At 56.5% G+C, this 19,325-nt stretch carries 23 protein-coding genes; 10 read left to right on the top strand and 13 right to left on the bottom strand.

Annotated features, from left to right (window positions below):
- Position 1: 1 nt before the first annotated feature.
- From P3T17_RS19285 to P3T17_RS19275, 3 genes are all read right to left on the bottom strand, one after another.
- A complete protein-coding gene (locus P3T17_RS19285; protein WP_429408562.1) occupies positions 2 to 595 on the bottom strand; it encodes a cytochrome b/b6 domain-containing protein in 594 nt (197 codons plus the stop codon).
- A gap of 270 nt (positions 596 to 865) precedes the next feature.
- Positions 866 to 1,276, bottom strand: coding sequence for a GNAT family N-acetyltransferase (locus P3T17_RS19280; RefSeq protein WP_429408561.1), 411 nt, complete (start codon positions 1,274 to 1,276; stop codon positions 866 to 868).
- Positions 1,277 to 1,517: 241 nt separating this feature from the next.
- Positions 1,518 to 2,048 carry an N-acetyltransferase family protein gene (locus P3T17_RS19275; RefSeq protein ID WP_429408560.1) on the bottom strand — a complete coding sequence of 177 codons (531 nt, stop codon included), beginning with the start codon at positions 2,046 to 2,048 and terminating at the stop codon, positions 1,518 to 1,520.
- Between the two features lie 143 nt (positions 2,049 to 2,191).
- Between P3T17_RS19275 and P3T17_RS19270 the strand changes: the two genes are divergently transcribed.
- Together P3T17_RS19270 and P3T17_RS19265 are read left to right on the top strand one after the other, a co-directional pair.
- Complete coding sequence (locus P3T17_RS19270; protein ID WP_429408559.1) at positions 2,192 to 2,755, top strand: AAA family ATPase; 564 nt, start codon at positions 2,192 to 2,194, stop codon at positions 2,753 to 2,755.
- Positions 2,752 to 3,123 (top strand): YciI family protein, encoded by a 372-nt coding sequence (locus P3T17_RS19265; RefSeq protein WP_429408558.1) that lies wholly within the window; start codon positions 2,752 to 2,754, stop codon positions 3,121 to 3,123. Before P3T17_RS19270 ends, P3T17_RS19265 begins: the two co-directional genes overlap by 4 nt.
- A gap of 108 nt (positions 3,124 to 3,231) precedes the next feature.
- Here P3T17_RS19265 and P3T17_RS19260 read toward each other — a convergent pair whose 3' ends face one another.
- A complete protein-coding gene (locus tag P3T17_RS19260; protein ID WP_429408557.1) occupies positions 3,232 to 4,515 on the bottom strand; it encodes an adenylosuccinate synthase in 1,284 nt (427 codons plus the stop codon).
- Positions 4,516 to 4,659: 144 nt separating this feature from the next.
- On the opposite strand from P3T17_RS19260, the gene gcvA reads away from it, so the two are divergent.
- The gene (gene gcvA / locus P3T17_RS19255) at positions 4,660 to 5,559 is read left to right on the top strand and encodes a transcriptional regulator GcvA (RefSeq protein ID WP_429408556.1); all 900 of its coding nucleotides are present in this window, start codon (positions 4,660 to 4,662) and stop codon (positions 5,557 to 5,559) included.
- Between the two features lie 55 nt (positions 5,560 to 5,614).
- Complete coding sequence (locus P3T17_RS19250; RefSeq protein WP_429408555.1) at positions 5,615 to 5,794, top strand: hypothetical protein; 180 nt, start codon at positions 5,615 to 5,617, stop codon at positions 5,792 to 5,794.
- On the opposite strand, the gene P3T17_RS19245 is transcribed toward P3T17_RS19250, so the two are convergent.
- The 4 genes from P3T17_RS19245 to P3T17_RS19230 form a co-directional block, all read right to left on the bottom strand.
- Positions 5,780 to 6,166, bottom strand: coding sequence for a hypothetical protein (locus P3T17_RS19245; protein WP_429408554.1), 387 nt, complete (start codon positions 6,164 to 6,166; stop codon positions 5,780 to 5,782). The two genes, P3T17_RS19250 and P3T17_RS19245, sit on opposite strands and share 15 nt — an antisense overlap.
- Before the next feature lie 828 nt (positions 6,167 to 6,994).
- The gene (locus tag P3T17_RS19240; protein ID WP_429408553.1) at positions 6,995 to 7,939 is read right to left on the bottom strand and encodes a class I SAM-dependent methyltransferase; all 945 of its coding nucleotides are present in this window, start codon (positions 7,937 to 7,939) and stop codon (positions 6,995 to 6,997) included.
- Between the two features lie 364 nt (positions 7,940 to 8,303).
- Positions 8,304 to 8,672, bottom strand: a complete 369-nt coding sequence (locus P3T17_RS19235; protein ID WP_429408552.1) for a YybH family protein — start codon at positions 8,670 to 8,672, stop codon at positions 8,304 to 8,306.
- 203 nt (positions 8,673 to 8,875) lie between these two features.
- The gene (locus P3T17_RS19230; RefSeq protein ID WP_429408551.1) at positions 8,876 to 9,397 is read right to left on the bottom strand and encodes a GNAT family N-acetyltransferase; all 522 of its coding nucleotides are present in this window, start codon (positions 9,395 to 9,397) and stop codon (positions 8,876 to 8,878) included.
- Positions 9,398 to 9,691: 294 nt separating this feature from the next.
- Here P3T17_RS19230 and P3T17_RS19225 point away from each other — a divergent pair, with 294 nt between their 5' ends.
- Entirely contained in the window at positions 9,692 to 10,243 is a 552-nt protein-coding gene (locus tag P3T17_RS19225) for a hypothetical protein (protein WP_429408550.1), read from the top strand.
- A 197-nt stretch (positions 10,244 to 10,440) separates the two neighbouring features.
- Here P3T17_RS19225 and P3T17_RS19220 read toward each other — a convergent pair whose 3' ends face one another.
- The 3 genes from P3T17_RS19220 to P3T17_RS19210 form a co-directional block, all read right to left on the bottom strand.
- Positions 10,441 to 10,929 (bottom strand): hypothetical protein, encoded by a 489-nt coding sequence (locus P3T17_RS19220; RefSeq protein ID WP_429408549.1) that lies wholly within the window; start codon positions 10,927 to 10,929, stop codon positions 10,441 to 10,443.
- Positions 10,930 to 11,184: 255 nt separating this feature from the next.
- Positions 11,185 to 11,811: a tyrosine-type recombinase/integrase gene (locus tag P3T17_RS19215; RefSeq protein WP_429408548.1), complete on the bottom strand. Its 627-nt coding sequence runs from the start codon at positions 11,809 to 11,811 to the stop codon at positions 11,185 to 11,187.
- Between the two features lie 180 nt (positions 11,812 to 11,991).
- Positions 11,992 to 13,410 (bottom strand): serine hydrolase domain-containing protein, encoded by a 1,419-nt coding sequence (locus P3T17_RS19210; RefSeq protein WP_429408547.1) that lies wholly within the window; start codon positions 13,408 to 13,410, stop codon positions 11,992 to 11,994.
- A 299-nt stretch (positions 13,411 to 13,709) separates the two neighbouring features.
- Between P3T17_RS19210 and pyrE the strand changes: the two genes are divergently transcribed.
- The 5 genes from pyrE to P3T17_RS19185 all read left to right on the top strand — a co-directional run bounded on the left by pyrE (position 13,710) and on the right by P3T17_RS19185 (position 18,060).
- Positions 13,710 to 14,357 (top strand): orotate phosphoribosyltransferase, encoded by a 648-nt coding sequence (pyrE, locus tag P3T17_RS19205; protein ID WP_429289085.1) that lies wholly within the window; start codon positions 13,710 to 13,712, stop codon positions 14,355 to 14,357.
- 451 nt (positions 14,358 to 14,808) lie between these two features.
- Entirely contained in the window at positions 14,809 to 15,318 is a 510-nt protein-coding gene (locus P3T17_RS19200) for a lipocalin-like domain-containing protein (RefSeq protein ID WP_429408546.1), read from the top strand.
- A 122-nt stretch (positions 15,319 to 15,440) separates the two neighbouring features.
- A complete protein-coding gene (locus tag P3T17_RS19195; RefSeq protein WP_144157949.1) occupies positions 15,441 to 15,911 on the top strand; it encodes an ASCH domain-containing protein in 471 nt (156 codons plus the stop codon).
- Between the two features lie 686 nt (positions 15,912 to 16,597).
- The gene (locus tag P3T17_RS19190) at positions 16,598 to 17,071 is read left to right on the top strand and encodes a hypothetical protein (RefSeq protein ID WP_429408545.1); all 474 of its coding nucleotides are present in this window, start codon (positions 16,598 to 16,600) and stop codon (positions 17,069 to 17,071) included.
- A 248-nt stretch (positions 17,072 to 17,319) separates the two neighbouring features.
- Positions 17,320 to 18,060: a class I SAM-dependent methyltransferase gene (locus P3T17_RS19185; protein ID WP_429408544.1), complete on the top strand. Its 741-nt coding sequence runs from the start codon at positions 17,320 to 17,322 to the stop codon at positions 18,058 to 18,060.
- Positions 18,061 to 18,171: 111 nt separating this feature from the next.
- On the opposite strand, the gene P3T17_RS19180 is transcribed toward P3T17_RS19185, so the two are convergent.
- A complete protein-coding gene (locus tag P3T17_RS19180; RefSeq protein WP_429408543.1) occupies positions 18,172 to 18,636 on the bottom strand; it encodes a hypothetical protein in 465 nt (154 codons plus the stop codon).
- A gap of 136 nt (positions 18,637 to 18,772) precedes the next feature.
- Positions 18,773 to 19,144 (bottom strand): hypothetical protein, encoded by a 372-nt coding sequence (locus tag P3T17_RS19175; protein ID WP_429408542.1) that lies wholly within the window; start codon positions 19,142 to 19,144, stop codon positions 18,773 to 18,775.
- Between the last annotated feature and the right edge of the window lie 181 nt (positions 19,145 to 19,325).

The raw sequence follows: 19,325 nt of genomic DNA, 5'->3' as shown, positions 1-19,325 counted from the left end.
GTTAGCGCCCCCGGATCATGGTGAGCAAAGATCGTGGAACGAGTGCCACCATGACGATATGCACGGCAAAGAAGCCAACGAGCACACTCATCGCGGCGAAATGGACGATGCGAGCGTTGTCGAAACCACCCATCAGCATTCGCAGAACCGGAAACTGAGCGGGCTTCCAGATAGTCAAGCCCGATAAAATCACCAGCACGATGTCGACGATCACAACGAGATAAGCCGCTTTTTGCACGGCGTTATACCGGCTGAGGTCGCCATGGCTAAGCTTGCCGCGCAGCGCTGCTGCGAGGTCGGTCATGATTGCGCCAAGGGTGATGGGGAAGATCGTTCTACGCAGTCGGCCGGTGACGACACCCAACACGAGATACGTCGCGAAGTTGGCGACCAATATCCACATGACCGCGAAGTGCCAGAGCAGCGCACCGCCTAGCCAGCCACCCAGTGTGATAGATGCCGGGAAGCGGATCGCGTGGAAGACGGGAGAGGCCTCATACACCTGCCAGCCGCTCATGCACATGAGGATCACTGCGGCGGCATTGATCCAGTGGAATGCGCGGACCCATACGGGATGAATGGTTGTGTGGCTCAAAACGGCCTCGTTGTCGTCGGTAGGGGAAACGTAGCGCGCGACTATCCGCGCGAGCGACGATTGCGTCGCGTCGTTCGTCCGCCCAGGTCGGAATCTCCGATGCCGGAGTCACGTTTCAGTCGTGGCTCGCAGCTGGCATGAGGGTGAGGATCGCAGGTGGGGTGCTGTGACGGTATCGGTCAAATGACCGATGGGGGAGAGGGGGCCATCCCGGCGTGTACTATGTCCACTCTCAGGTGTGGAGAGGATTCGTGGGAAAGGGCCTTCGAATCAGTCTCTTGTGACCATCACCTTGTTTTCGTGCTGGATGCCGCCGAGCTCAAAGTACGCGACGCCGTCCTGAGTCATTCCGCGAGAACGATAGAAGGAGATCGCCTTTTCGTTTTGGGAGTTGACGATTAACCAGATGGCGCGGTCTCCGGTTCTGTCCATCGCAAGCTCTCTGGCGCGAGTCAGCAATGACGATCCTATTCCGCGGCCAGCAAACGAATCCTGAACGTAGAGTGTTTCAATCTCGATGGGAATGTCGGCGTGGTACGAATTGAAGCGCACCACGATATAGCCAGCCAGATTGGCTGCCACCTCGGCGACCAATAGAACGACGCCCGGGTCGTTCATTAGAGCCACGATCCTTTCCGGCGTAAATGTCGTCACGACATATTGCGCGATTACATCGGACACACCCGCTGCTGCGTAGGTATGCACCCACACATGTGCGCCAAGGACTGCGATGCGCGCTGCGTCTTCCCGTCTGGCTGTTCTTATCGAGTGCGTAGGGTTCATCGTGTTCTTTGTCCAGAGTCTGCTGGCAGAGGTGAGGCGGGCGTGCGAGGAAGTGCCTGCGTATCATCGTCGGTCGAGCGGGATTCCCTCCGGCGTATGGTTGCCCACTACAACGCTGTGAGAACGCTGTCGACATTTCTCAGGGGATCAAACTCGCAACGTCGTCCCATGCAAATACGATATTTTGTGATTTCCAGATTGGCCCTGGATCGACGTACTCGGCTACCTGCCGGCCATTCAGCGCCTCGTAAAAAGCGATCGCGAGTTCGTTTCCCTTAACGACGCTTAAAGCGGCCCCCTGGTAGTGCATTTCCCTCAAATGAATCGCGAGTTGTGCAAGCAACTGCCGCCCAATGCCGCGGCGCTTGAAGTCAGGATCGACATAAAGGAATTTAATCTCGCCGCGGCCGTCGAAGATCGGTTCTGAAGACTCACCGGCCGCCCCGATCCCAACCATTCTGCGGTCGATCTCAGCAATGAGCACGATGTGGCTGGGGTCGTTCGAAGACAGCTTTTCCTTCCACTTTGCACCACGAAATTTCTCGTTGAGGACGGCGAATGCTTCCGCAGGCGCAAGATCCCGGTATGTGTGCCGCCAGACTTTCACATGAAAATCAGCGATCTTTTGCGCATCGTCAATATTGGCGGATCTGATGGATATTTCAGTCATGTAAGGCTCGTTCGGATGCGGGATTGCGTCGTTGTGCGCGGGTGGGCGCAAACGATTGTTAACGATCTGGGCGGCGATGTCGACCAACCGGTTGCGGTCGCCTGTCGCTATGCAATACTCCAAGCTTAACCTCGGGTCGATTCATGAATCGTTTCGCATATCGTCGCATCAACATTGTCGGTGCTGCAGGATCGGGAACTACAACTCTGGGACGCGCGTTGGCAATGCGGCTCGGCTTCAACTTTGTAGATGCGGACAGCTTCTATTGGAAGCCAACTGTCCCGCCATTCAAAGAGAAATACGATCCGGAAAGGCGTTTGACGATGCTTCTCGACGAAATTGAGGCATGCGACGCATCGGTTTTATCTGGCTCGGTGTGCGGCTGGGGTTCAGAACTGGAAAATAGTTTTGACCTCGTTATATTCCTGTCACTGCCGACCGCGCTTCGACTTCAACGAATCGAAGCCCGCGAAATGTCGTTGTTCGGCGGTGCCGATCCCGCCTTCCTCGCGTGGGCTGCGCAATATGAAGAGGGGAAATTACCGGGTCGCAGCCGGGCGCGCCATGAAGCGTGGCTTGAAAGTCGCATGTGTCGCGTGCTGCGATTCGATGAGGATCAAGCCGTTGATACACGGGTTGAGCAGATTGTCGATTTTCGACCATCTGTCTCGTCGTCAGTGTATCCCCGCGGAAAGGAGCTCCCATGAAATACGTCGGCTTAGCCTACTTCACGCCTGAAAAATTCGCGGCGATGGCGCCCGAGGACGTCAAAAAATTGGTGAACCAATGCCCCGCGTTGGACGAGAAGATGCGGGCTACCGGCAAGGTTCTCGTTTCCGCGTCGCTTGGCGATCTGGACAGCTGGAGAACTCTCCGCCCGGGCAACGGTAAGACTCAAGTCACCGATGGGCCTTACACAGAGACGAAGGAAGTCGTGGGCGGCCTGTTCATCATCGAGGCAGATAGCCGTGACGAGGCGTTGCGCATCGCGTCCATGCACCCGGCCGCCACGCTGGGCGAAGAAGGCGGATGGGCCGTCGAACTGATCCCCCTCGATTTCTACCTGGAACGATGACAGCCTGGACGCCAGTCTCAAGTATCCGTTGGCGCTCCCTTCTCCGCAAACGCGGTCACGGCATTGTGAGTCACCGCGGAGCTCGATTTCTGGCCGAGTGGCGCCCGCTTACGCGAACGGAGATCGCAAGACAATCGCGTCATCACGTTCAGGACCCGTGGTAACCATTGACACCGGAACGCCGACTTCCTGCTGAATCGCTTCGATCAGCGCCGCGGCCTGGCGGGGCAGATCGCCATAGGACCGGATGCCCCGGGTCGAACCGTCCCAACCATCAAAGCGCTGGAGAACCGGCTGCAGGCGCTGCTGCTCGGCATTGGTGGACGGCATGTAATCGATGCGCTTCCCATCAAGCTCGTAGCCTACGCACAAGTAGACCGAATCGAAGCCATCGAGCACATCCAGCTTGGTTAGCGCCAGCAGACTGATGCCGGCGACCTTGGTGCTCTGGCGCAGTTGTACCGTGTCCAGCCAACCGCAGCGACGCGGGCGACCCGTGTTGACTCCATACTCGGCGCCGCGTTGCCTAAGCAGGTCACCGAGTGTTCCGTCCACTTCGGACGTGAAAGGGCCTTCGCCGACACGCGTTGCATAGACCTTACTGACACCGAGCACCTGCCCGAGGCGTGAGGGGGCGATGCCGGTGCCACTGGCCGCGCCAGCGGCGACGGTAGTCGACGGCGTCACATAGGGATAGCTACCCCAATCCACGTCAAGCATCACGGCCTGCGAGCCTTCGAATACCGTGAGCTTGCCCGATGAATGGGCGCTGTCGAGTCGTTCCCAGACGCGTCCCATGAACGGCAGGATTCTTGGTGCCATGGCAACCAGGTCGCTCAACATCTGGTCTCGCTGGAAAGGTTCCAGACCGACGCCACGGAACCACGCGTTATGGTGCTCAAGCAGTGCATCGAGCTTTTGCGCGAGCAGTGCCGGTTCAGCGAGGTCGCAGACGCGCAAGCCTCGGCGCCCCACCTTGTCTTCGTATGCCGGACCGATACCGCGTAGCGTGGTGCCGATCGGTTTGGCGCGCAAGCGTTCCTGAGCGGCGTCGATCGCGCGATGGACCGGTAGAACAAGCGTGGCCGTCTCGGCGATCTGCAGCGTCTCTGACGTTATACGGATGCCCAGTGCGGCCATGCGGTCAATCTCCGCAAGCAGCGCTTCGGGATCAAGGGCGACGCCGTTGCCGATCAGACCAAGCTTTCCGCGCACGATCCCGCTGGGAAGCAGCGCCAGTTTGTAGGTCTGACCATTCACCACAAGCGTGTGGCCGGCGTTGTGGCCACCGTTGTAGCGGACCACGATGTCCGCTTTCTCGGCAAGCCAATCCACAATCCGGCCTTTTCCCTCATCGCCCCACTGCGCGCCAACCACGACAACATTTTGCATACGGTAGCCTTCCTGGTGAGTTTATCGAACAGATCGCAAGCCGGATCTGTTGCCAGACAGCGCAATATAAGCGTCGACAGCAGCCACAAAAATCGATATAAAGTCATCATATTTGTCAGGAAAACTCACATAGAGATTTGCCGTATGCCACGTCGTTTGCCACCGTTGAACGCACTGCGCGTGTTTGAGGCGGCCGCCAGGGCCGAGAGCTTTTCAGCCGCAGCCGACGAGCTTTGCGTCACGCACGGGGCAGTGAGCCGGCAAGTGGGACAACTAGAGGCCTGGCTTGGACACGACCTGTTTGAACGCCGCGGCCGAAGGGTGGTACTGACCGCACCGGGACGCGCCTACCTGTCGGAGATATCGGCGGCACTCGACCGCATCGCGCTGGCGACCGACGAACATCTTCGCGTTACGCGACAGCAGATCGTCAGGGTCAATGCGCCGACTACGTTCGCGTTGAGATGGCTATTGCCGCAGCTTTCCCACTTCCAGTTGAGCAATCCGGCGGTGGAAGTCCGCCTGACTACCTCGGATGAACCGATCGAAAGACTGCGCGACGAATGCGACGTGGCGATTCGCGGCCGCGAGCAGAAAGCGACAGGGTATGTAGTCAATGAATTTCTGTCGGAAGTCCGGCTGCCGGTGTGCTCGCCCAAGGTGCTGGAATCTCATCCGATACACCATGTCTCGGATCTGGCGCATCACACCCTGCTGCACACGGCGACCTATCCCGGCCTTTGGGACGAATGGCTCGCGGCGTGCGGCAACCCTCGGCTCGCTACACGCAATTCCCAGCAACTGGATCACTTTTATCTGACGTTGCAGGCCGCTATTGATGGCCTGGGTATCGCGATGGGCCCGACCGCGCTTGTAGCACTTGATATCGAAGAGGGGCGTCTCGTGTTTCCGTTCGACGGACCGGCTCTGCCGGCATGGCGCTACTGCAGCTACGTCCATAATGCCCGCCTTGGGGATCCCGCTATTAATACCTTTCTCATGTGGTTGCGTGAACTGGGACATCGTTTCTCACGCAATGCATAGTGACTAGAGCAGATTTTCATTTCATAAATACCGAAGAAATTAGGAGGGGGTATTTATGAAACCGCTTTTGGTGGCTCAAGGTTATTTGGGGCGATATTTCCTGATTGCTGACGATGTAGACATTCGGGGCGAACGTTTTAAGCTGGCCGACAGTCGCCTGACGCGGCGGACCGTCATCGACCCCAAGGGACGGTCGCGCTTCTCCAAAGCGGTCGTTCAACTAGTCCTGCTTTAATTTTTGAACGGTATATTTCTTCCCGAAATACACCTCGGCGGACGACCGATATAGCACAAAGAACACTCCTCCGTCGATAATCGCCACGATCGGTAGTGCGGCAATCATCTGGGAGCTCGACATTTTTACTGCGATGACAGCCGTCACGAATACCAACCGACCGACAAACAACAAACGTGCCCAAGGCAGCCCCCTTAGCAAACCTACGGCGCTAATTATCTGGACCGACACGACGATCAGGTGATACGTAAACCCAATCGGAAGACCAAGGAGCGTCATCGATGTTTGCGTTTTGAACATGAAAGGCGTCGTGATCAAGGTAGATAAAATTGAATACCATGCGAGCACCGTGATCGATACCGGTCTGTTCATCTATTTTCCTTATTTTGGATGCTGTATTCTGAAGTCCAATTCCCGCCAGCAGCAAGTGGGAATTCGCAAGGTAACAATACACGCTTTGAAGTGAGGCAGTCCGCCCTTCCTGATCAGTTACGTTAGATCTCGCACAAAAATTGGCTCCTGCACCACCGCTGCAATAAGTACACCCCACACGTGCCTTCGAATACCCCGAGCGCCGGGGCGCTACGTGCGTAGGGCTCCAAGCCGTCGCAATGCGCACAATTGGGTTCTCGAGTTAGACAAAGCATCTAGCTCCGCCAAGTCTGAGGGGATAAGGAATATTGAAAAATCCCAGATCGCTCGCAACTCTGGCCGGTGCACGAACATCCCGTCGAAAATCAGCATGCTATTTGGCAGTGCGCGTTCCTCCGGAGCAAACACAACCTTATCCGCATCTACATCAAACGCGGCGCGTTGAAATATGCCGGATCCATCAGGTCCGAGCGGGGCCAACAAATTTTTGTAGAGCGCCGGTTAGTTGTCGTGTCGCATCCGTCTGGCGGCAGTCTGTGGATTAACGGCTGTCTGGCCGCAGCAGTCGGCCGGATCTTTATGGCCAGTCATTGTTCCACGCACACCGCGGACCTCGCCGAATCGTGATCGACAGCACGCGACCCGCTCCTGCCTTTCATCTTTCTCCTAAGCAGACACTCCGCTCGCATCAATCAATGCAGATCGTCCACGTGTACTTCGGCTCGCCAGCACGCGTATAAGGTTCGGATCAGATCAATTGAGCCGGTCACTTACCGTCGAAAGTGACCGGCCTCTCGTCAAAAAGCCAAACACGCCGACTAACTTACTTTAAGCTCGCCGAGCGACATCTGCTTCGGCACTTGGCGACAGGTTCGGCTTGATGCCGCTAACGAGACACATCAATGCTGCACCGCCAAGCACAACGGATCCAGCACCGATGGCCTGCGCATATCGTGCTTGGTTCTCAACATCTCTCGCCCACAGTGCATCGAATTGCGAGGCATCGCCGCCTCCGGCAACAAAGAACCCCCGCGTCTCTGATTTCCGAGCCGGGTCGTCAGCTTGTTGCCACGCTTTCATACCATCAACAATGATTCGTTGCTCCGCTCGTTCGTACGGCGGATAAAGCGGAATAGCCTTATCCGATATCCATGTCCGTATTTGCTGGAGGCCGACCTGGTTGAAATAGCCGGGAACAAGTCCGCCGAGTGAATGATCCCCGCGCCCCAGTACTCGACGTCCACGCTCGATTGTCAAGGCGAACTCGTAACCTTCCGCACATTCTTTCGAGGTGAATTCGTCGCCGAACGATGAGCGCATCGTTGTCGCACACAGGTTGTCGGGTTCAACACAAAGAAGCAATCCGCCTGGCTTCAGAACACGAAGCATCTCGCGCATCGCGTGCTGAGGATCGCTTACGTGAATCAACACTGTCTGGCACGTGACGAAGTCAAAACTGGCGTCAGCGAATGGAAGTGATAGCGCATCGCCATACTCGACACGAACGTCCAGTCCTCGATCACGCATCGTGGCTGTCCATGCGGGAGCATCGCGCACCCACTTCGGATCGGCGTCCACGCCACGCACTATCGCACCTGCGGCCAGGTGTGGCGCGATGATCCGCGTCCAATGCCCCAATCCGCATCCGACATCGAGCGCGGAGTGCTTCGATGCCAGATTCAACCGCTGGGCGATCAAATTGACGAAATCCGCGTTCCACCAATGATCGCGGTAATCGCCGAAATACTCTTCTGAATGACCTGTTTCGTTCATGCTATTGACCTTTTGATTGTGCATACGCTCGACAAACGAGCGAAAACACGCTCGGCAGAAAGCTCATGCTAAGCGGCTTATGTGTGGCAATACGCACAAGGTCAAGTTACAAGGACAAATTCCTGTTTCAGTTGCTGATCTGGCCTGCAAAGGTACTCGGACGAAATACGGGGCGCAATATCTCCTTGCGCGCGGACACGCGCGATATGACCGGTTGCGAAATGCCTAATGACTGTCGACCATCTACGGATGCATGCCGATTGACCGTTGTTGGCCGGTGCCTGTCCCATGACGACGCTTGGTCGTTGATCCGTTCGTCGCACTCTGCGCATGCCGCCTCGGGGACTGCCACGATTCAAGGCGATCAGCTTGCAGACGGCCCAAGGTGCTCGTGAATGATTTGCCATCCATCTCCACAATGCACGGCCACTGTGGTACCTCGCCCCGTTCCCGATGCCGGTTGACCCTTGATCAATCCGGACCACTCAAAGCCATATGTGCAGGCGGCACTGTCGTCGTGGACATAGGTCCACACGACATCTTTGATAGCGTAGTGCTCGTTTTCTATGAGATTAAAGGTTGCTCTGACGGCGGCTTCGATTTCGGCCTTTCCAAAGTAAGTCCCTTCACTGAAGATGAAGCACGCGTCTTCGTGAATCAACGGTGCGACTACCTCCCAGCGTTGAGTCGCTAACGCGTCTTTGTATTCTGCGAGCAATGTCTTGTGGTTCATGTAGTCTCCCCAGCGCTTGCGCATCCCGGCTATCAACGATCCGGTCGTCAATGTGGTACCTTGACCACAGGCCGTTGCTCCCACACGCATCAACTTATTGATGCGGCTTGATGCCTCGATTCTTGACGATTCAGGCTAGCATGTCGAATGTCCCTTCGTGGCCGAACGCGATCTGACATGCTCCTGCGCCTATAGACCGGATTTTATAGTTGCTCAGTCAAGGGGGCGGCAGCACGTCCTAGCTCAACAAGCTCAAGATTGAATTCCTCCAACCTCCAAGGTCTAACAACGACAAATCCGAACGCCACATAGAGTGCGATAGCAGGACTATTTCGTGCCCCGGTCGAAACCGTGAGTGGTTCCGCACCAACTTCCGCCAGAAGAGTCGACATTAAGGCGCTCGCAACGCCTCTTCGCTGATAGCTCGGGCTCACCGTCATAGACGAGATGCAGGCCGGAGCCTGATGATTGGCCGCCGCTATGCTCGCAACGCCCACCATGGCATCGTCAATCCATGCTCCGAAGAAACGATCCTCCGAGGGGAAGATATCTGCCACGTTCCGATCTAGTGGCGGAAAACGCTCGACGCCAAGCAACGCGGCTTCTTGTCGATAGGCTGCATGCTGTACCGCAAGAATCGCCTCAGCAACGTGAGGATTTCGATGATCAAGAATAGTGGTATGGATCGGGCGCATGTTGATACGGGAGGTCTCACGGTTAGGCATCGTCTCATGCGACTGAGTACAAATTGCCTTGAAGATGTGATTGTCGACGATTCCGGCCCCTCTTGCGAACGGCCGAAACTGGCCCGGCTAGTGCCCGACGACCGAGCGCGTCGATCACCCCGGGCGCGGTTCTCATGCGAAAGACATGAGCCGACCCTGAAGCGCCCTTCGATTTACCCGGAGCGGCCACTCAAATGGTGCATCATTGGCGGGCAAACCGGATGAACCTCTGCTATCGGACAACAACTCCCTCCGAACGATAAAATCGTAAACTCCCCCGCTTGCTGGATACCAATGAAAATCGCCGTCAATGTTCTCATCGCTACGTTTGTCGCATCTGCTAGCGCCGCGCCATTTTCGGTGCATGAGGGCTCATGGCAATATGAGACCCCCACATTTGAAGAGGAGGAGCCCGGCCAGCAAGACCCTTCGGGAACGAGCACACTTGATATCACGGTTACCACATTTGGAAGTGTGGTTTGCGGAAGTTATGACGGAACGTTGGCGATGCGACACCCTAAGACGAGTTTCTTTGATTTCGTTGGCTATCAAGCCAATGGGGCCGCGCACGTCTACTTCCCCAACGGCTTCACGGGAGAGCTTGATGATATTGGAGAGGCTGACATCGTGCAGAAAGGCAAGACTCTAGAGTGGCGTCTCACGCGAGAGCCGCAACATGAGGATTACCTTTATGAGGTCGAGCAATTGACCCCGGTTCAGCCCGACTTAAACAACAGAGAGCGATTGAGAAAAAGCTGTGCGGTCATCGCAAACATCTTCGGAAAGGTCAACAAGAATAATGCTCATGATGCTGTGGCAAAAATCAGCTCGGAAACGAATCGTTAACTTAAGTGTAGCTGCTTGCATTCGAAACCGGCCGTGCATGCAATCGACGCATGCTCACATTAGCTGCAACTGACTGGCATAAAACTATAGCCCCGATGCGACGGGCCGCAAACAACCCGGACGATACGCATTCCCCAGATCAGACATCCCAAAATGGCCATGCAGGCAGCCTTGGACGGCTCGGTGACTGCATGCGATCAGCGACGATCCTTCATCGCTTTCAAGTCTTGCTGGCCGAAAAACGAATCAATGGCATGAATCGAAAGAACACGGATACCATACGGACCGGTCATCACATGAACAATCGACGCTCGGCGCGCATTCCAGTCTGCCGGGTAGTTAAAGAGCGCAAATGTCGAGCAGGTAAATACCGTGCCATCGACTTGACGGTCGTACCACGTCACGGGGTTTTGGCATTTCCTTGACATTGGCTGCGCGGATGTCAAGTAATAGCGGCTTTCGTGGGACGTGGTTCGGACGAGTAGTCGCTCACCAGCGTCCGTCAGCATCCACCCGGAAAAGACCAGATACGCGAAGACAAGGAGTAGGAAGCCCATCAATTGGCGCCTGCTAATCCGCTGGTTCGAATTTACCCGTTTTGCCGATATTCGAGTCCGCATACAGATCGCGGCAACAACGAGGGTGGCTACGCCAAACCCGATCCACATAGGATTGAAATCGGCCACGAAGCGTACCATTTGCGAAAGAATCAGAGACGGCGGCGGACAGAACGAAAGCAACTGGAAAAATCGAAATCATCCCGATGAACAGTATGTATGCGATGACCGACCGGACTTTCATTTTCTATTTCTCCAAGGATCGTAAGCGTCGCAGTGTAGTACCGGCGCCCGATGCCGGACTAGATTGTTAACGATCCGTGTGGCAGTGTCGACTGTCCGAAACTGGCCGGACAGCGTCCGATTGCCGCCCGGCTGGGATGCTCACACTTCGGTTTGTTCAGCCATCTCAAGCGCATCGTCGACCTCAATGCCGAGATACCGGACTGTACTTTCCAGCTTCGTATGGCCGAGCAGGAGCTGTACCGCCCGAAGATTCTTTGTGCGGCGGTAAATCAGCGATGCTTTCGTTCGGCGCATCGTGTGCGTGCCGTACGCGGTGTCGTCGAGTCCAATTGACCGTATCCAACTATGTACGAGCCGCGCGTACTGACGCGTCGATAGGTGCGGCGACGCGTGAATCCGACCCGGAAACAGGAAGTCTGACGGCAAGAGCCCCGCTGCCTTGATCCAAACTTCCACGCTTTCGCGGGTTTGCTCCGTGATCTCGAACTGCACCGGCCGCTGCGTCTTCTGCTGCATGACGGTCGCCCGCGGCGCCACGCGGGAGCCAAGGCAGACGTCGCGCACCCGCAGTTTCGTCAGATCGCATGCCCTTAGCTTGCTGTCGATCGCCAGATTGAACATCGCAAGATCACGCGTTCTCGCTCCGAGCTGCAGGCGGATCCGGATGGCCCAGATTTCCCTGAGTTTCAGCGGCGGCTTCTGCCCGGTCAACTTGTCCTTGTTCCACGGTACGCGAGGCACGCTGCTGGTAATAGTCGCTTCCATGACAATCTCCTTTCGAGGGAAGGGAGACTCAGTCTGCACCACCCGCAGGGGGCGATACCCGACCCACTGCGGCCCCCGTCTTTGCCGAAAACGGTCATTCGCGCGTCGCCAGTCCGTGGGCTCTAGATCCCTAAGCGGCAACGTATCGCAGATCTCGCATATATCAGGTCACAGTGCGGTTCACTGCTGTATCTGATCAACAGCGTGCTCGATACAACGGGCGAGCCCGAACGTACCCATGTCGTAGTTGGACAGGACAATCACTACGTATCCAGTGCCCAGGGCTACCCTGAAACTCGCGCTGATTCCAGGGAACCCGCCGCCGTGACCGATCATCGTGCCCGATGCCGTCTTTTCGACATTGAAACCGTAGCCATAGCCCACGCCGACGTAATCGGTCCAGAGAGCTTGACGCATTTCCGGGCCCACGAGGGCGCCCGAAATAAGCGAGTTGGCGAACCGGTGTAGATCACGCACGGTCGAGTAGCCACCGCCGGCTGGCCCACCTTTGGCGACATGCTCGAAAATATTCTCGCGCCAACCAGATGCGCTCCGACGATCCGGCGGATCGACAAGCGGGATGTAGCCCATCGCGAGATTCGGAACCGGGGCGTCGATGTCGTAGCAATCCGTGTCGAGCATACCGCTCGGTGCGTAGATCGCTTCGCGAACATAGTCGTAGTAGCTCATGCCCGTCACCCGCTCGATGATCACTCCGGCTAGCAGCATTCCGCTATTGCTGTATTCGAATCGTTCACCCGGCGTAAAGGCGGGAAGGTCATCGCGCACGAGTGGCTTGAAGTCGTCGATGGCACGAAACCGGGCGCGTGAGCCGCTGAAGAATGTCTCGTTGAAATAGTTACCCAACCCCGAGGTATGCGAGAGCAGATGATGAATCGTGATGCGGCGGGTCACCGATGCCGGTAGCCAGGTGTCGTCAATGTACTGGTCGACGGTATCCGTGAAGCTAAGAAGGCCGCGTTCCACCAGTTGGGCCACCGCCACTGCAGTAAACATTTTGTTAGCCGAACCAAGGTTGAATTTAGTGTCCGGATTGTTGGGCACGTCATACCGCTTGTTTGCGGCTCCGCATGCATATTCAAACAGCACTTCAGATCCGCGTGCGATAAGCACGGTTCCCGAGAACACTCCCGCGCGAGCGCCTCGATCGCATAGATCCTGGATTTGTCCCAAACAATCGGCCTGCGACCTGGCGATGCACTGCATCTCACTCGGGCCGACCTCAATCTCCAGAATCTTGCCGTCCTCAAACGGCTCAAAGCGCAAATGGAATTCATGTGTAGCGGAGTAAATGCGGTCCTCTACAACTACCGTCTGAGTGAAATCGCTCGTCTCTACCGGCTTGATCTCACGCAGCACGATGCCTTGCGATAAACGAGAGAAAGAGACAAACCAGTCAGCATATTCGTCCACAGTCGTCGGACTGGAGGACGGCAGAGCCACATGGACGCGCAAAAAATCCAGCAAGGACTGACGACTGTTGGAGTTGATCGCCACCAACAGCCCCTCAATGCGTGCGTCGCCATCTGGCTGCGGTGCAGTACCACGGTTATGCATCGGGGAGCCGGTATCGGGCATAACAATCCTGTGCGTTGTTCGAACCGCGACGAATGGTTGCGTCGGCGCGTCAATAAGCCTCGCCTCAGCGTCAGAGGCGATACTCCCATACTGTACTGGCTATCCATCGAGGCGGAAAGCATGCGGCGGCGCGCGATGCTCACCGGATTGCAATGTAGGGCGTTGTAACCAAGGTCCGAAATTAGCCGCCTAGCGGCCGACGACAGAGCGCGACGATCGCCTCGGGCGCAGCCTCTCTTGCAGCGGGCATAAAGCGACCCGGAACGGACCTTCAAAATCGCCGCGAGCGGCCGTTCGACATGGTCAAGTCCATGCAGGCGACCGCTTCCCTAAGGGATCTGAATTCAGTAACTATGGCGTTCAACAACCTTCAGTGTTGTATTCTTGCCGACACCTATTCTTGTCATTTGAAAACCGGATCTTGCCTTATGACTGTCCCCGCCCGTATTCGCGCCGTCTCCAAACTGAGTGGCGACTTTCTGCTGCGTTCGGGTAAGCGCAGCAACACCTATTTCGACAAATATCGCTTCGAGTCGGATCCAGCGTTGCTCAAAGCGATTGCCGACGCTATGGCACCGCTGCTTCCGCCTGACACGGAGGTGTTGGGTGGACTTGAAATGGGTGGCATTCCCATCGCAACCATGCTCAGCCAGGTAACTGGTTTGCCAGCTGCTTTCATCCGCAAGGAGCCGAAAGAATATGGCACCTGTCAGTATGCGGAGGGTCCTGAATTGATTGGGCGAAAACTCGTGCTAATCGAAGACGTCGTATCCAGCGGCGGAGCCATTTCAGATGCCGCGGCGAAGCTTCGCGCCGACGGTATTCCGGTCGCGGTGGCGCTGTGCGTGATCGATCGCGAAACCGGCGGCAAAGAAGCGCTTGCTATGATTGGAATTGAACTGAGAGGTCTTTACAGCTTCTCCCAGATTGAGCAAGCCATGATCTGACACCCTCCTGCAACTAGGCGGCCTTTGTCCTTTGGAGGCGTTATCGGTAACACTCGGCTCAGTAATCCGGCGACGCCATTGAATAGTCCCGAAATCCTATACTCCATCGACCTGCACGTCCCCAGCGGTGGCGGTTGCCCCGGATCTGAGCGACGTTGTCGAACGGCTGTAACTGGCCGTTCGTCGCCTCCGACGCGACGACTGATATCCCGGTTCCATTCACATCATGTGATTCCTGCTTCTGCAGGCCGGTCGTGCATATGCCGAACGGTATATTGCGTGGTGTACCGTCGCGTCTAGACTCAAAGTGCTCCCACAACGTGGTCCTGACCTTTCCCTTTCCGCATTTTCACATGTCGGGATTCCGCGGGCATAGTTGCTCGACTTGACGAATCAATAGCCCCATCGTTTGTGATTCCGCTGATCGGTGCTGTCCGTGATGGAGGTTCTCATGCAACGTCATCTAACTACTTTGCTCTCTGCCGCTGCGTTTTGGGCTGTGACACTGCTCTCGTTTCAGAGCGCCTTCGCACAAACAGCGGCGAGCCTGGTTGGCACCTGGAAGTTGATCTCTCTGACCGTCTTGAAAAGCGGTAGCCCAGTGGAGATCCTGGGCCTTCATCCAGAAGGTCAGCTCGTTTTTGGCGACGATGGGCGCTATACGCTGATCGCGGTCCGCTCCAACTTGCCGAAGCTCGCATCAGGCGATCGTCTTTCAGCGACGGCGGACGAAAACAAACAGATTGTGCAGGGAAGCGTCGCACATTTCGGAACATACGTAGTGGACCCGACTACGCACACGATCAAATTGCACATTCGGAAGGGAACGTTCCCGAACTGGGATGGCGAAATACAGGCGAGACCATTCGTCATTGAAGGGGACCGCCTCACGTATATCACGCCGGGCAGCTTTGGATACGGCGCATCGACCGCTGTCTGGCAGCGGGATAAAGGCAGGTGAGCCTGCCTCTTAAGGTCCCGGTACCGGACGTCGTCTTACAGTTCGATGCCGGACGTCCAGTGCACACCTCGTCATGCAATAGAATTCGATTCCTGACCCCGTACCGTGGCTCGCCCTAGTCTATGTCCAATACCCCGACGCTGCCCGACTTGATTACAGCGCTAAGCAAACGAGGAATCGATCTCGCCGGGGCCAATGTTCGATTTGGCAGCTATGGCGACTCGGAGCAATCTTCTGCAATGCTCATTTCCTTGATAGCGGCCAACATAAAGCGCGCCACATGTAGCTTGCTGTGGTCATGGAAATTTGACGACGAACGCCTGCCGCAGGAAGGAGACATCGAAATTGTTCTGGATTTTTTCGATAACCCCGTTCTGCTGCTTCGGACGACGAGAGTCGAGATAGTTTCTTTTGAGAATATTTCTAGCGAGTTTGCGGCCGCCGAAGGAGAAGGTGACCTCTCACTCGAATTCTGGCGCGCGGAGCACTGGAAGTTTTTTGACAGAGAGTGCCAGCGAATAGGGCGACAGCCCGTAGCGTCAATGCCGCTCGTTTGCGAGACGTTCGATTTGATGGCTGATTTGGGTTGGTAATCTCAATTCGACTGCTGTCTGGCTGCAAGCAATCGTTCCTTGAGCGACTCCCGAAGACCGCTCATGGCCGGACGTGAGCCTTCGCGTTCTCATGTCCGGCAGCCCGCTGGAACCGCCGGTCGGCGGCCGCATATCGCCGAAAACCCGTGGCATCGGATGCCGCACTGACCAGTTACGGCAACCATCGATCGCGGCGATCACGGCTTGCGTCCCTAGCGACATCGGGCTAAGACCGGTGTCGTTGTGCCGGTACCACCGTATGCGTGATACCGCACATCGCGCGAGCGCTTTCAGGTTAAATATTTCTGGAGGAATTCCACATCGCAACTGGCCAGAAAGATTTCGGTAGTTTCTCTATCGCTTACGATGGCCAGCGCGAGCCAGAGGCTCTCCAGTTCTCGCAAAGAGCGACCAACACGATGAAAGGATCTCTTTTCGACAAATGCTGCGTGCTTCGTGGCCACCGAAAGGCAGCGAGAATTGCGCTATTTGTGGTCCTGTCACCCTTGTTTGGGACTATCGCGGCTGGCGAGCAATCGACGATTCAGCCGGTTTCGCAGGCCGATACGCCTGTCTTTCGGGTGGGCGATACATGGGCCATTGGGCCAACCCGGGGGGACCCGAGCTCGCAGCACCCGCCGCGTCAGACAGTAATCGAGGTGACGCCTGAGCAGACCCGGATAGCGGTGCAAACGACCAGCGGAAACCCATACGAAATCGATCTGAATCGCGCGGGCGCCGTGACTGTATCCGGTCCGACGCAGTATCGCCCTGGGCGCGGTTATGTGCACTTCCCGCTCTCAGTAGGGGCAAGCTGGGACGAGAACTATACCGCCACGGCAACCGGGCGGGAGACAAGCTGGGTTGCGCATCACGTTACAGTGGATGGGGCGGAGATTGTGCACGTGGTTGCCGGCGACTTTTTTGCTTTCAGACTCGTGGCACGCGGCGAGGTTGATCGCGTCGTAAAAGGTGCATACCACCGCGGGAGCACATTCACGGAAACCTACTGGTATGCGCCATCCGTAAAACGCGTCATCAAGCACGAGAGCACGAATTATTACTACGGCGCGAGCGCGGATGACCTTAACTGGGAACTCTACAACTACAGTCTTGTGGATCCGCTTAAACCCGCGGCGGCGTCGGCAGCGGCTCCATAACTGAGCCAACGCTGATCGCCGGGACTTTTGGGCCGCTGTAGCAGGTGAGACGCGCGTGGCGTGTGTTCCCGCTGTTTGTCGACGCTTTGCGCACCTGTCCCGACCGACCGCATATGGCCGATCACGGCCGCCGTGGCTCAGTCCGATGCAATGGTCTTAGCCTTATACGCCGAATATGTGCTCACCGAAAATTTTGAGCGAGTCAATTTGACAAACTATAATCGCGCTCCATTTTCCCGGAGCGATCCATGGCAGATACGGACTTATCATCGACCTCCTTGGGCCTGGCTGCGTATGCAGAATTTGCAGATCGCTATGCTTCGGTAGCACCAACGAAAGCGCACAACGCGCTTTACGAACGCCCCGCGACGATTGCTTTAGTCGGAGATGTCTCCGGTTTGCGCATTTTGGATGCGGGATGCGGACCGGGAATTTTCAGCGAAATCTTCGCCCGCAATGGAGCGACGGTCCACGCATTTGACATCACGCCACGGATGGTCGAGCTTGCCCGCATACGTTGCGCCGGACTTCCGGTCACGTTGGCTGAAGGCAATCTAGCTGAACCACTGAACTGGCTGCAAGATGCGTCATTCGACAAGATCGTGTGTGCCTTGGCGCTCGACTACGTTGCAGAGCTGGCTCCAGTGTTTAAAGAATTCAGAAGGGTCGCCAGTCCTGGCGCAACATTGGTGTTCTCGATGTCTCATCCCATGCGCGACTGGATGGACGAGCGGACGCACGGAGCCTGGACATACTTCGATACGTCCCGCTTCGGCATGTACTGGGGCGGCTTCGGCGAACCAAAGCCGTTCGTTCAGTCGTATCGACGCCCGCTTGCAGCCATACTCAACGATTTGGTCGAAAGTGGCTGGAATCTGGAGTCGCTCGTCGAGCCAAAACCGCTTGAAGAGATGAAGTCCGTCGACCCGGAGCATTACGCAGAACTCTCTATGACCCCTGCGTTTATCTGTGTTCGGGCACGCTGCTAGGCATCTCGGTATTCATAGCGAGAAATAGCTCCGAATGTCGTCAATCTGAGAGGATGCGCCCACTGGCCGTTCCTGGCCGACTGGCGTCTCTCTAGCAGGTTCACACACGGGTTAGCTGAATGCGAACACAGATACAGCAACGCCGAGCACCACAAGACCGGCAAGAATGAAAAGCGTGCGGACACGATGAGCGTCACGCCAAGCCGCTCGGCTTGCCTGTCTATCGCTCAGGGATTGCCAGCCGGTAAGATGCCCGCCAGAAACAACCGGGTATTCATCGGGATGGATCTTCTGCTCGGTGAGATCGATCCCATCCCGATCATAGTCGTGGCCAGCGATCCTGCCTCCTTCTTCCTGTGCAGTGACCACGCCCGGCAAGCGATTGCCTGCGCCGTCATGAAGTGCATCTGCCTCGCCGCGACGACCATAGCGGCCAAATCCAGCGTCCTCGCCCCCGAAATGCGCTCCTTCTCCACCGCGGCCGCCAATGGCCATTGCATTGGCGGAAATCCAGAAGGAGGCCAGCAGTAGTATTGTGAGCGTCCGTCCGTCAAGTAAGTGCTGTCGATCAGCCATTATTCTCATTGCGTTCGTCTTGGCATCGAATCTTGAGATTATCAACGATTCGTGTGGCGGCGTCGAACGTCTCAAGATGGCCGATGCTCGCCCGACGTTGGGGGCGAGACGCCCACGGAACACGTGAAGTGAACGGTCATTCGGTGATGCTCCACGAACGGCACACGATCTCATAGCAAGGCCCATCGTCAAAGGTAATCATCAAATGCTGCAAGGCACTCATAGCCGCCGAATCTTTCTTTCCCGTGCTTCGGACTTCGTCTAACCACGCGCTATCGAGCGAAACAAGTTTCCCGTACGCGAAGTTGAACATGTCCGCAGTACACGAGGTCAGAAAAGTGCACTTGTAGCATTCCACCCCGGCGAACTGCAGCGCGATCACCTCGGTGGTTCCATCGTCGCCCTCGCTCAATAACCTCAACACGCACTCGCGCCGTGGAAGGACGACAAATTCCGGGCTATGCAGTAAAGCTGACGCCGCGACCGGCAGTTGCCAATGTTCTTTCATTTTTTTCGGTCCGGGCGAGAGATGCTAGCTGTTCCATGTTTCGCGATTGTCGACGATCGAACCCTCACTGTCGAACGACCGAAAGTGGCCGAGGCCGTGTAAAAACGCGTGAGCCGGCAGTCTGTCGAGCGACTGGTGAGGCTGCGCCTTCGCAGCTTCGTGCTTTCTACGACTGAACTGA

Source organism: Paraburkholderia sp. GAS82 (assembly GCF_050436285.1).
Lineage (GTDB): Bacteria > Pseudomonadota > Gammaproteobacteria > Burkholderiales > Burkholderiaceae > Paraburkholderia > Paraburkholderia phenazinium_B.
This window is presented reverse-complemented; position numbering and strand designations above follow the sequence as displayed.